Annotated in this window: 12 protein-coding genes; 4 read left to right on the forward strand and 8 right to left on the reverse strand. The window is 73.9% G+C overall.

All coding sequences use genetic code 11. The features are described 5' to 3' along the window. Nucleotides 1–17: 17 nt before the first annotated feature. The 7 genes from ACILQ5_RS00495 to ACILQ5_RS00525 all read right to left on the reverse strand — a co-directional run bounded on the left by ACILQ5_RS00495 (nucleotide 18) and on the right by ACILQ5_RS00525 (nucleotide 5,374). Complete coding sequence (locus tag ACILQ5_RS00495; protein ID WP_395655999.1) at nucleotides 18–1,127, reverse strand: sensor histidine kinase; 1,110 nt, start codon at nucleotides 1,125–1,127, stop codon at nucleotides 18–20. A 2-nt stretch (nucleotides 1,128–1,129) separates the two neighbouring features. Then, complete coding sequence (locus tag ACILQ5_RS00500) at nucleotides 1,130–1,864, reverse strand: response regulator (RefSeq protein ID WP_395656000.1); 735 nt, start codon at nucleotides 1,862–1,864, stop codon at nucleotides 1,130–1,132. Next, complete coding sequence (locus ACILQ5_RS00505; RefSeq protein ID WP_395656001.1) at nucleotides 1,861–2,280, reverse strand: hypothetical protein; 420 nt, start codon at nucleotides 2,278–2,280, stop codon at nucleotides 1,861–1,863. Before ACILQ5_RS00505 ends, ACILQ5_RS00500 begins: the two co-directional genes overlap by 4 nt. Then, nucleotides 2,277–2,543, reverse strand: coding sequence for an SHOCT domain-containing protein (locus ACILQ5_RS00510; protein WP_395656002.1), 267 nt, complete (start codon nucleotides 2,541–2,543; stop codon nucleotides 2,277–2,279). The genes ACILQ5_RS00505 and ACILQ5_RS00510 overlap by 4 nt, the downstream gene beginning before the upstream one ends. Nucleotides 2,544–2,694: 151 nt before the next feature. Next, the gene (locus ACILQ5_RS00515; RefSeq protein WP_395656003.1) at nucleotides 2,695–3,138 is read right to left on the reverse strand and encodes a hypothetical protein; all 444 of its coding nucleotides are present in this window, start codon (nucleotides 3,136–3,138) and stop codon (nucleotides 2,695–2,697) included. Continuing rightward, nucleotides 3,135–3,962 (reverse strand): hypothetical protein, encoded by an 828-nt coding sequence (locus tag ACILQ5_RS00520; protein WP_395656004.1) that lies wholly within the window; start codon nucleotides 3,960–3,962, stop codon nucleotides 3,135–3,137. The genes ACILQ5_RS00515 and ACILQ5_RS00520 overlap by 4 nt, the downstream gene beginning before the upstream one ends. A gap of 59 nt (nucleotides 3,963–4,021) precedes the next feature. Continuing rightward, nucleotides 4,022–5,374 carry a chloride channel protein gene (locus tag ACILQ5_RS00525; RefSeq protein WP_395656005.1) on the reverse strand — a complete coding sequence of 451 codons (1,353 nt, stop codon included), beginning with the start codon at nucleotides 5,372–5,374 and terminating at the stop codon, nucleotides 4,022–4,024. Between the two features lie 226 nt (nucleotides 5,375–5,600). Here ACILQ5_RS00525 and ACILQ5_RS00530 point away from each other — a divergent pair, with 226 nt between their 5' ends. After that, nucleotides 5,601–6,437, forward strand: coding sequence for a patatin-like phospholipase family protein (locus ACILQ5_RS00530; RefSeq protein ID WP_395656006.1), 837 nt, complete (start codon nucleotides 5,601–5,603; stop codon nucleotides 6,435–6,437). A gap of 31 nt (nucleotides 6,438–6,468) precedes the next feature. On the opposite strand, the gene ACILQ5_RS00535 is transcribed toward ACILQ5_RS00530, so the two are convergent. Next, a complete protein-coding gene (locus ACILQ5_RS00535; RefSeq protein ID WP_395656007.1) occupies nucleotides 6,469–8,691 on the reverse strand; it encodes an MMPL family transporter in 2,223 nt (740 codons plus the stop codon). 175 nt (nucleotides 8,692–8,866) lie between these two features. Between ACILQ5_RS00535 and ACILQ5_RS00540 the strand changes: the two genes are divergently transcribed. The 3 genes from ACILQ5_RS00540 (at nucleotide 8,867) to ACILQ5_RS00550 (ending at nucleotide 11,795) form a co-directional block, all read left to right on the forward strand. Further along, complete coding sequence (locus ACILQ5_RS00540; RefSeq protein WP_395656008.1) at nucleotides 8,867–10,006, forward strand: sensor histidine kinase; 1,140 nt, start codon at nucleotides 8,867–8,869, stop codon at nucleotides 10,004–10,006. Further along, nucleotides 10,003–10,650 carry a response regulator gene (locus ACILQ5_RS00545; RefSeq protein ID WP_395656009.1) on the forward strand — a complete coding sequence of 216 codons (648 nt, stop codon included), beginning with the start codon at nucleotides 10,003–10,005 and terminating at the stop codon, nucleotides 10,648–10,650. The genes ACILQ5_RS00540 and ACILQ5_RS00545 overlap by 4 nt, the downstream gene beginning before the upstream one ends. A gap of 287 nt (nucleotides 10,651–10,937) precedes the next feature. Continuing rightward, nucleotides 10,938–11,795 carry a hypothetical protein gene (locus ACILQ5_RS00550; protein ID WP_395656010.1) on the forward strand — a complete coding sequence of 286 codons (858 nt, stop codon included), beginning with the start codon at nucleotides 10,938–10,940 and terminating at the stop codon, nucleotides 11,793–11,795. Nucleotides 11,796–11,855: the final 60 nt, after the last annotated feature.

Genomic DNA, 11,855 nt, shown 5'->3' on the forward strand with positions numbered 1-11,855 from the left:
CGAGGCGGACGCCAGGGTCAGCGGGAGCCGGACGGGTGGGAGACGGGCAGCACGAGGGTGAGGACCGCGCCCCGCCCGGGGCCGGGGCTGGCGGCGGTCAGCGTGCCGCCGTGGGCCTCGGCGAGGGAGCGCGCGATGGTCAGCCCGACCCCGGTCCCCTCCGACCCCGGTCCCCGCTGGAAGCGCTCGAAGACCGCCTCGGCGGCGTCCGGGTCGAACCCCTCCCCGGAGTCGGCGACCCGGACGAGTGCGCGGTCGCCGTCGCGTCGCAGCGAGACGGTGACCGCACCGCCGGCGTCGGTGTGCCGCAACGCGTTGTCGAGCAGCTGGTCCAGGACCTCGAGGACCCGGTCGGGGTCGACCCAGGTGGCCAGCGGGTCGGGCGCGTCCGAGGTGAGCGTGACACCGGCGGCGTCGTACCGGGCACGGTGCGTCGCCACCACGGTGGCGACCAGGGCGCCGAGGTCGGCGTCGCGGCGGTCGAGGCGGAACGCGTGCTCGTCGCTGCGCGAGACCGCGGGCAGGTCGTGGGTCAGCCGGGTGAGGCGGCCGGTCTGGTCGATGAGGGTCTGCAGGGTCGTGCGGTCGAGGGGCAGCACGCCGTCCACGAGCGCCTCCACGGTGGCCTCGAGCGTGGCGAGCGGCGTGCGGAGCTCGTGGGCGAGGTCGGTCATCAGGTCGAGCCGGCGCCGCTCGGCGGACTCCAGCCGGACGGCGAGCGCGTTGACCGACCGGGCCAGCTCGTCGAGCTCCGGGCCCATCGCCCGCGGCTGCACCCGCGTGCTGTAGTCGCCGTCGGCGAGCCGCCCTGCCGCGGCCGCCGCCGTCCCGACCGGCCGGCTGATCCGCCGGGCGACGACCACGGCCACGAGGGCCGCGACCGCCGACGCGGCGACGACCGCCGCGGCGACGGCCGTGAGCAGCGCAATCGTGAAGCCGCGGTCGATGTGCGATGCCACCGGCGAGTCCGCGGTCACGCCGACCGACTCCAGGTGGTGCCGGAACACCGGCGGCGCCACGAGCACCGCCACCAGCAGCGCCGTGGCGGCACCCGCGAGGATCACCAGGCCGATCGCGACGAAGAGCCGCGCGCCGAGGCCGGCCCGGCGCCAGGCCCGGCCGAGCACGGTCAGCCCTCCCCCATCTTGAAGCCGACCCCGCGGACGGTCACCACGTAGCGCGGCGACCGGGCGTCCTCGGCGAGCTTGGCGCGCAGGTGCGACACGTGGACGTCGGCGAGCCGCTCGTCCCCGACGTACCCGGGTCCCCAGACCGACTCGACGAGCTGGCGCCGGGTGTGCACGTGCCGGGGCCGGGCGGAGAGCGTGTCGAGGATGTCGAACTCGGTGCGGGTGAGGTCCACCCGCTCCCCTCCCAGGGTCACCTCGCGACCCTCGACGTCGATCCGCAGGTCGCCGAAGACCCGCACGGGGGCGTCGGCCGGGTCGCCCGCGACCCGGGGTCGCCGCAGCAGCGTGCGGATCCGGGCGACCAGGACCCGAGGGCTGAACGGCTTGGTGAGGTAGTCGTCGGCGCCCACCGACAGGCCGATCAGGGTGTCGACCTCCTCGGCGCGAGCGGTCAGCATCACGACGTACGCGTCGGTGAAGGTCCGCAGCCGACGGCAGACCTCGATCCCGTCCAGGTCGGGCAGCATCAGGTCGAGCACGACCACGTCGGGCCGACGCGTGCGCGCCAGGTCGAGGGCCCCCGTCCCGTCGGCGGCCTCGAGGACGGCGAACCCCTCCTGCGTCAGGTACGCCGCGACCACCCGGCGGATCGCCGGCTCGTCGTCGACGACGAGGGCCAGCACGGCGCCGGCGGTCGCGGCGCCCCGGGGCTCGTCCGGCCCGGGGCCGGTCACCGGTGCTCGGCCGCGTCGCTCAGGTGACCCCAGACGGAGCCGGTGTCCTCGTCGACCATGACCACGCCCACCAGTGTGCCGTCCCGGACCACCAGGAACCGGTAACCCATCGGCATCGGCACCCCGTCCTCCAGCTGGGCGCCGGCCAGGTGGTCGTCGACCCAGGCCTGCGCGTCGGCGCGCGCCTGGTCAGGTGTCGTCGCGTCGGTCGAGCCGCTGTCGTCGTCCCAGCGGTCCCCCATCATCGACCGCCCACCCATCATGGCGTCGTCGTCCCCCCGCGGGTGCACGGCCCAGCCGGTCGGCTCCGGGTGGTGGTCGGACACCCCGACCGCCGCCGCGATCCCGACCGAGGCGACGAGGGCGAGGACCGCCGCCACCAGGGCGACCACGTACGGCGCACGAGTCCTGGTCATGACGGCCGCCTCATCTCGGCCAGCGCCGATCGCCGCGAGCGGTAGGTCTGCTCGTCGATCTCCCCCAGGGCGAACATCCGGTCGAGGATCTCCTCCGGCGACTCCTGCCGGCCTGCGGCCGGCGGCGCGGCCGGGGTGCCGCTGCCGCCCGGCAGCAGCTTGAGGACGAGGAAGATGATCAGCGCGATCAGCGCGATCCAGAACACCACCATGAACAGCCACATCCCCGGCCCGAAGCCGGAGTGGCCGTCGTACCAGCCCATCATCGCTCTCTCCCCTGTTCCCGGCCGCCCTCAGCGGCGACGGGAACAGCATGCGCAGGCGCCTCGTGAGGCCCTGTCACCGAAGGGTGAAGATTCTGTTGAGACGACCGCGGAGCACGCGGCGCTGCGTGGACGCACCCGGCCCGCGGGGTCAGGCGTGCTCGTGACGGACGGCGACCACGGGGACGTCGAAGTGGGCGAGCCGGTGCTCGAGATCCTGGTGGAGGAGCGACGACAGGCGGTGCGTGGGCACGTCGACCATGATCTCGTCGACCGGCTCGCTGAACAGCGTCTCCTCGATCGCGTCCATGGGGTCGTGGCGGACCGAGACCGACCCGATCACCGGCGCGCCGGCAGCGTCCTCGAGGGCCGGCAGGGCCGCCCGCAGGACCTCCTCTGCCCGCAGTGCCTTGTCGCGGCGGTCCGGGTGCAGGAGGTGCACCTCTGCCTCCGCCGGGTTCAGCACGACCAGCCGGAATTGGGCGTCGTGGGTCTCGGCGCGGCGGCGGATCGCGTCGGTCAGGGTGGCGCTGGGCTCGGCGGCGTCGGTCACCACGAGGACGCGGTGGACGCCGGTGCCGGACGTGGTGCTCACCGGGACTCCTCCGATCCGATCGCGTCGCGGTCGTGCTCGGCGTCCGCGACCCGGACCCGCTCGGTTCGGTCGGCGTCGGTGACGGTGAGGTAGACGACCACGGCCAGGATCGTGCCCAGGAACAGCACGCTGGTGCCGAGGGTGCCCAGACCGAGGCCGCCCTCGTCGCGCGAGGAGGCCAGGTAGTCCCCGATGTTCGCCCCGAGCGGCCGGGTCAGGATGTAGGCCAGCCAGAAGGACAGCACCGGACCCATCCCGAGCCTCCAGGCGACGACCACGGCCAGGAGGAGGGCGGCCGGCAGCAGCACCGACCTCCCCGGGGGCCAACCGGTCAGCTCCAGCGTCCAGTCGCCGGCGGCGGTGCCGAGCGCGAACGTCACCAGGACCGTCAGCCAGTACCAGGCCTCACGCTGCGTGGTGACGATCGTGTGGATCGAGAGCGTGCGCTCCCGGGCGTACCAGAGCGAGAAGACGACCGCGAGCAGCACCGCGAAGACCGTGGTGCTGATCCACAGCGGCACGCCCCGGGCGTCGGTGAGGTTGTCGGTGAGCAGGGTGCCGACCACGCTGATCAGGACGACGCTGAGCCAGTAGGCGCTCGGCACGTAGCGTCGCAGCCAGAACTGCCCCGCCAGGGCGATGGCCAGCCCGGCACCGAAGAGCAGCGTGGTGTTCCGCAGGCCGAAGCCCAGGGTCTCGTTGACGTAGTCGGCGAAGCTCTCCCCCACGGTCGTGCAGAGGATCTTGATGACCCAGAAGTAGATGGTCACCTCGGGGACCTTGTTGAGCATCACCCGGGCACGGCTCGGTGTCGCAGTCGTCATGCGGACCACCCTGCGGGTTCCGATCTGCCATCAACCTGACCGGCGGGCCGGCCCGATGGTCACGCCGGGGCCGGAGCGCCCGAGGCCGTCTCCGGGTCGCGGGGGCCCGGGAGGACGTTGCTCACCACGAACGCCACGACCACGGCCGCGATCACCGGCGGGGTGACGGCGACGCCGTCGGCCCCGAGGAGGACGACGGCCAGCAGGGTCGACGTCAGCGGCAGCCGCAGCATGGTCGTGCACATGGCACCGATCCCGACCGCGATCGCGGAGGCGAGATCGAGGCCCGGGAGTCCGGACGCCGCGATGCCGAGCGCGCCGCCGATCAGGATGGCTGGGAAGACCGGGCCGCCGCGGAAGGCGCTCAGCGAGAGCGAGTAGGCCAGGCCCTTGCAGACCGCGAGCAGGAGCAGGGTCGCCACGGAGTAGTCGGCGGCGTGCGCGACCAGCTCCGGGAGCGCCGCCTCGCCGGAGAACAGGACCTGGGTGAAGCTGCGGTCGGAGATCAGCTGGTAGGTCATCGCGACCAGCCCGACGAGCAGCCCCAGCCCGGCAGTGACCGGGATCCGGCTCCGGTGCACCACCGGCCGCAGCCCGAGCGCCAGCCAGCGGATCCCCCAGCCGATCGGCGCCGCCGCCGCACCGAGCACCAGCGCCCACAGCATCGTCGTGACGGTCGGGTTGGTGGCGGGCGGCACCGACGTGAGCGCCAGGGAGAAGGTGCCGAGGCCGGTCCAGCTGTTGAGGCCGATGAAGACCAGGGCCCCGATCCCGGAGGACAGCAGGCCCGGCAGCGCGACCAGGCTGAGCGTGATGCCCCCGATCCCGGCCGCCTCCATGATGAGGAACGCGCCGAGCAGCGGCGAGCCCAGCAGCGTGCTCACCGCGGCGAAGGCGCCGGCCGAGGCCATGATCGTCAACGCCATCGGCGGTGCGTCCTTCCGGACCAGGCGCACGGTCAACGCCGCCAGACCACCGCCGATCGCGATCAGCGGACCCTCCGGACCGAGCACCGCGCCCAGGCTGAGGGTGGCCAGGGCGGCGAGCACGATCCCCGGCAGGTCCCGGTCGACCGGCGGTCCGCCGCCGAGCGCGAACCCGAGTGCCGGGGAGTGCCCCCCGGTCCCGGGCAGGTAGCGGATGACGGACGCGACCAGGACCCCGCACAGCACCAGCCAGGGCACCGGCCACCAGGCCGGCGTCGTCCCCGTGAAGATGCTCCCGGGCAGGTCCTCGAAGATCGCCTCCTGCAGCTCGGAGGTGAGGGCGAGGAACCCGTACGCCGCGATCGAGATCGGGACGCCCAGCAGCGCGGCCAGCACGAGCGCCGAGAGGTAGGCCCGGGAGCGGAGGACCGCCACGTGGTCGATCGCGGCCGGTGACGCGGGCCCGGCGGCCTGGGGTTCCGACATGCAGGTGCCTCTCGTCGGGCGGGAGCGACGTTCACGATCCAAGCACCGGCCGGCCGCCGAAGCGCCACCCCCTTCGGGTGACCGGGACCGGCGGACCGCCCTCGGAGGGCCTCGTCGGACCAGACGGCCCGGGACCAATGGCGACCTCCCGCCGGGGACTACGGCCCTGAACCCGGCGTCCCGTGTCACTGCACGCTGGCGGTGACGGCAACCCGAGGAGGGTGTGATGGCACAGGCTCAGTCGCGAGGTCACTCGCGGGCCGGCAACGTCGACGTCGACGGCCACCCCGCCCTGCTCGAGAACCGGCACCCCCTGGCGATGGTCTACGGCGGCGGCGGCGTCGTCGGGATCGCCTACACCACCGGGGTCGCGGCCGGCCTGGCCAGCTCGGGCATCCCGGTGGCTGGAGCGCCCGCGCTCGGCACCTCGGCCGGGTCCTGGACTGCCTCGGCGCTGGCGCTCGGGATGTCGTACGACGACCTCGCGGAGCTGCCGGTGCCCTCGGTGCCCGCGGTCCGCAGCGGCGTGCTCGCCGACATCGCCCGCATGGTCTTCGGCGAGTCGAGCCACCCCCTGGTGTCGGTCTCGGCCGTGACCGTCCGCGGCCGGCGCCGGCACATCCTCGACGGCGGCGCCTACCCGTTGGCGGACCTGGTGGCCGCCTCCTCCGCCGTTCCCGGGCTGCTGCCGCCGCACCGCATCGATGGGCGCCTCTACGTCGACGGCGGGATGTGGTCGGCGACGTCGGTCGACGCCGCCGAGGACGCCGACCGGGTCATCGTGGTGGCACCGCTCGCGGGCCGGGTGATGGGTCCGATGGGTCGGATCGCCGGCGCCCTGCTGGACCGGGAGCTCGACCGCTGGCAGCAGCGCCACCCGGAGGCGGACATCCACATGGTCCGCCCGAACCGGGAGATGGCGCGGATCGTCGGCGTCCGGCCCCTGGCCCTCTTCGACGCCGACCGGGCCCGGACCATCTACCCGCTGGCCTACGAGCAGGGCGTCCGGTGGGGCGAGCACATCCAGTCCGACACGGTGCCCGCGCGCAGGACGGCCGGCTGAGCCGAGCCGCCCTGCGGGACACCAGCCGGCGTCAGCCGTCCTGGGCCGGCTCGAGCACCGGCTCGAGGCCCGGCTGCGGCTGCCAGGTCGGGTGGTCCACGCCGTATTCCCGGTGGCCGTCCATCTGCGGCAGCAGCCGATCGAGCCAGGCGGGGAGCCACCAGTTGAGGCGGCCGAGCAGCTTCATGGTGGCCGGGACGAGCACCAGCCGCACGACGGTCGCGTCGACGACGATGGCGGTGGCCAGCCCCAGCCCGAGCATCTTGACGACCGGGTCGTTGCCGGCGACGAACCCGGCGAAGACGGCGACCATGATGGCGGCGCCCGCGGAGATGGTGCGGGCCGTGACGCCGACGCCGTGGACGATGGCGTGGTCGTTGTCACCGGTGCGCAGGTACTCCTCGCGGATCCGCGACAGCAGGAAGACCTCGTAGTCCATGGACAGGCCGAACAGGATGGCGAACATGAACAGCGGGATGAAGGAGATGATCGGCACGGTCGCGTGCAGACCGATCAGGTCCTTGGCCCAGCCCCACTGGAAGACCATCACCAGGACGCCGTACGCCGCGCCGACGCTGAGAAGGTTCAGCACTGCGGCCTTGGCCGGCACCGCGATCGAGCGGAACACGACGACCAGGAGCAGGAACGACAGCAGCACGACGGCGACCAGGAAGACCGGGAGCCGGTCCTGCACCCGGCTGCTCATGTCGGTCATCGTGGCGGTGTAGCCGCCCACGTGCGCCGTGGCCGGGCTGCCGTCCAGGGCGGCGGGCAGGACGTCGGAGCGCAGCCGCTGCAGGGTCTCCTGCGTCTGCTCGTCCTGCGGGGTGGAGGTGGCCTGCGCGGTGACGATGCCCAGGTCGGGCTCGCTGCTGACCACCGAGGCCGTGGCGATGCCCGGGTCCTCGGCCACCGCGGCGGCGACCCGCTGGGGTGCGCTGCGGTCACCGGCGGGGTCGACGGCGATGACGAGGGGGCTGATGGCACCGGGCCCGAACCCGTCGGCGATCAGGTCGTACGCGCGCCGCTCGGTGCGCTCCTGGGGGTAGTTGCCCTCGTCGGGCATGCCCAGGCGCAGCGCCATCACGGGCGCGGCCAGCGCGAGCAGCAGCGCGGTGCCGGTGACGAGGTAGACGACGGGGTGCCGGGTGACGTGGGCGCCCCACCGGGTCCAGCGCTGCGTGGCGCCCGACGTACGACGGGCCCGCCTCCGCGTGATCCGCTGACCGGCCAGGCCTAGCAGCGCGGGCAGCAGGGTCAGGGCGGCGAGGACCATCACGAGCACGACCAGGGACATGCCCACGCCACCGGCGGCCACGAACGGGAGCCCGGCGAAGGTCAGGCCGAGGATGGCGACGACGACGGTGCCGCCGGCGAAGAGGATGGCCTGGCCCGAGGTCGCGAGCGAGCGGCCGACGGACTCGGGGACCGAGAGCCCGCGGGCGAGGAACTCCCGGTGGCGGGTCACCAGGAACAGCGCGTAGTCGATGCCGGCGCCCAGCCCGACCATCGAGGCCATGACCGGCGCCCAGACGGGGATGTCGACCCAGTAGGCCACCAGGGAGAGCGCGCTCGTGCCCACGAGCAGGCCGAAGAGCCCGATGACGACCGGCAGGCCGGCCGCGACCAGCGAGCCGAACGCGAGGAGCAGGATCACGAGGGCGGCGAGGATGCCGGCGGCCTCGTAGAGGCTCATCGGCGCCTCGGCGAAGGTGTAGTAGAGGTCGCCGCCAGCCTCGAGGCGCAGGTCGGAGCCCGCCTGCGCCCGGGCAAGGGCCTCGGTGAGCGCGGCGAGCGCGGACTTGTCGGTCTTCTCGATCACCGGGTACTGCAGCCGGACGATGGCGACCCGGCCGTCGGGCGACACCATCTGCGCGGCCACCGCGGCCTGCGGGTCCCGCTCCAGCGCGCCGGCCGGATCGGTCGCGCCGAGCTGGTCCTCCAGGCCGCGCAGCTGCTGCTCCACCGCGGCGAGGTCACGCCGCGCCTGGGGGGAGCCGAGGAAGGTCTCGCCCTCGCTGCGCGGGGTCGCCACGACGTACGCCGTGAGCCCGCCCGTCCCCGTGTCGGCGCGCGAGAGCAGCTCGGCGGCCGCCGCGGAGTCGGTGCCGGGCGCCTCCATGGTGTTGTCGAGGGCGTGCCCGGCCGTGCTCGCCAGGCCCGCCACGGTGACGGCGAGGACCACCCAGATCCCCACGGTCGTCCACGCGTGACCGGCCGCCCAGCGACCCCAGCGGTACAGGATGTGTGACATGGCAGCCTCCTCGGCTCGGACTGCTGCGGGCTCCGTGCCCGGCTGTCTCCACCGTCGCGCGAGGAGGGGGTCGGACGGATCGGCGTGGAGGCCGGTGTCGGTCATCCTTCCGGCCGAGCCGGGGCTCGTTCTCCAGGCGGGTCCGCCGAGGCGTCCGGATCCCTAGGCTGGGTCCGTGGTCACCGACCGGCGCTCCCTCTGGCGCGAGCCGCGGCCTGTCGACGCCCCACCCGTCGGGCGCCTGGACTGGCTGCTCGTCGCCGGGTTCGAGGTCGCTGCGCTCGTCGAGGCCGTCGCCCGGCCGGACGTGACCTGGCGACCGCTCGTCACGCTGCTCACGGTCGCCATGGTGCCGGCCCTGCTCTGGCGGCGCAGCCGCCCCCTGGTCGCCGCCCTCATCGGGTTCGGGGCCGCCGGGCTCCTCTCGGTCCTCCAGCTGGCCGCGGACACCGGGGAGCTCGGCCTCTACTCGATGATGGCCGTCGTCATCCTGCTGTACTCCCTGGTGCGGTGGGGCTCGGGACGGGAGGTCGTCCTGGGGATGGCGTTCGTCGCGGTCGTCGTCGCGATCGGGATGTACGTCTCGTCCACCGGCTGGGCCGATGTCTTCGGCGGCACCGTCTTCCTGCTGCTCTTCGTCGCCCTCGGCGCGGTCTTCCGCTACCGGGCGGACGTCTGGCGCCGGGAGCAGCTCGAGATCCGCAACCAGGAGCGGGTGGCGATCGCGCGCGAGCTGCACGACACCGTGGCCCACCACGTCTCGGCGATCGCGGTCCAGGCGCAGGCCGGTGGCGTGGTCGCCGGGGCCCGGCCCGAGAAGGCGGCCGAGGTGCTCGCTGCGATCGAGTCGGAGGCATCGCTCACCCTGGCCGAGATGCGCGCGATGGTCCGCGTCCTGCGGGAGGACGAGTCGGCCGCCTACGCCCCGCAGCTGGGAGTCGCGGACCTGCCCGCGCTGGCGCGGACCGACGCGACGCCGACCGTCGAGGTGACGCTGACCGGTCCGGTCGCCGGACTGGCGCCTTCGGTGGACGCCGCGGTCTACCGGCTCGCCCAGGAGGCCCTGACCAACGCCGTACGGCATGCGCCGGGCGTGACTCGGGTCGCGATCGAGGTGTGCCGGGAGGCCGACGGCGTGCGGCTGCGGGTCGTCGACGACGGACGGAGCACAGCGGGGTCCGTTCCCGATGCCGGGTTCGGCCTGCAGGGCATGGCCGAGCGCGCCCAGCTCCTCGGTGGATCGTTCTCCGCGGGCCCGCGCCCCGGCGGCGGCTGGGTGGTCGAGGCCGTGCTGCCGGTGGGGCCGTCCGCATGAGCATCCGCGTGGTCGTGGCCGACGACCAGGACCTGGTCCGGACCGGGCTGGTGATGATCCTCGACGCGCAACCCGACCTCCAGGTCGTGGGCGAGGCGTCGGACGGGCTCGCGGCGCTCGACGTGGCGACCCGGCTGCGGCCCGACGTCCTCCTCGTCGACATCCGGATGCCCGGGCTCGACGGGGTCGAGGTGACGCGGCGCCTGGCCGGACCGGGCGTGGCCGACCCGATGGCGGTCGTCGTCATCACCACCTTCGACCTCGACGAGTACGTCCTCGGCGCCCTGCGCGCCGGCGCCCGCGGCTTCCTGCTCAAGGACGCCGGGCCGGACCTCCTCGTGCAGGCCATCCACGCCGCGGCCGACGGCGACGCCCTGATCGCCCCCAACGTCACGCGTCGGCTGCTGACGACGTTCGCCGACCAGGCGCCGCCGGTCCCCGTCCAGCCCGTCGACCCGCTCACCGACCGCGAGGAGCAGGTGCTGGCGCTCGTGGCGCGCGGCCGGACGAATGCCGAGATCGCCGCCGAGCTCTTCATCGGCCTGAGCACCGTGAAGACCCACGTCGCCTCGTTGCTGACCAAGCTCGGTGCCCGCAACCGCGTCGAGATCGCGATGTGGGCCTACGACACGAAGCGGGTGTGACCGCGGCTCGATCAGCCCGGGTCGGTCCGCCCGGTGCCGCGGGACGGCTGCCCGTGACCGAGGCGGACCCGGCCGGCAGGTTCCGGGATCGTCCGGAGGCACGGTCCCGGCCTCGTCCTTTCGGCTGATCCAGGACCGGCCGTCGGACCGAGGCGCGCACGCCGCGGTGCGGCGAGGGTTGAGCCCGTGCTCACCGCTGAGTCGTTCACCCGAAGTCACGCCGGCTCCACCGTCGGCGACGTCACCTCCACCGCCCCGCCCGGATGCCGTGGGAGCGAGGAGTGATGATGCCAGGCACCAGGTCGCCGTCCGTGCGCTCCGACTTCCCGGGACGCGCTGTCGCGGGGCTCACCGCCCTGAGCGCAGCTCTCCTGGGAGCGCTCGTCCTGGCACCCGCCCGGCTTGCCGCCCGAGGCGACAGCGACCTGGCCGACCGGCGAGTGCTCGTCGAGGACCTCCAGCACGCGTTCGTCGCCTACTGGCGGTCGGGGACGAGCGAGTACCCGCCGGACCTGGCGCGCGTGGTCGACTACTGGACGCGCTACAGCGTGATCGAGACGGTCATCACCGCGGCCCTGCTCGTCACCCTCGTCGTCCTCGGCCTCGTCCTCTGCCGAGCGTCCTCCCGGGGTGACGTCTCTGCCCCGGTCACGAGACGGGCCGTCGCTGCCGCTGGCGCCGTCGTCTGGGGATGCGCGCTGATCGCGGTCTGGAACCTGACGGCCAGCATCCAGGGCGCCGCCGCTCCGTTCGGCGCCCTCCTGCCGCTGCTCGGCGAGGGCAACCCGAACGGAGCTCTCTCCGCAACGCTCGCGCAGGCACGGCAGGAGCTGGACCGACCCACGTCCACGGGTGCACCACCTCGACCACCCCTGGACGCGATGGTCGACGACTACGCCCGGTTCCACGTGGTCCACGCGGTGGTGGCCGCGCCCACGGCCCTCTGCTTCCTGGTGGTGGCTGTCGTGCTGTGGAGGCGGATGACCGGCGCGGGGCGCGACAGACGTGGCACGCGAACGGTGCGGTCGGTCGCGGCCCTGTGCGTGCTGCTCTCCATCGCGTTCGGTGTCATCTGCGCTGCGAACGTGGCGACCGCCGCGGACCCCGAGCCGGGACTCCTCGGGTTCCTCGAGGGCGGCTGGTGACCGTGCCGGACCGCCACCCGACGAACTCGCACCGACTCGCCCGTCCCGACCTCTCGACCA

The sequence above is a fragment of the Nocardioides sp. genome (assembly GCF_044226305.1).
GTDB lineage: Bacteria > Actinomycetota > Actinomycetes > Propionibacteriales > Nocardioidaceae > Nocardioides.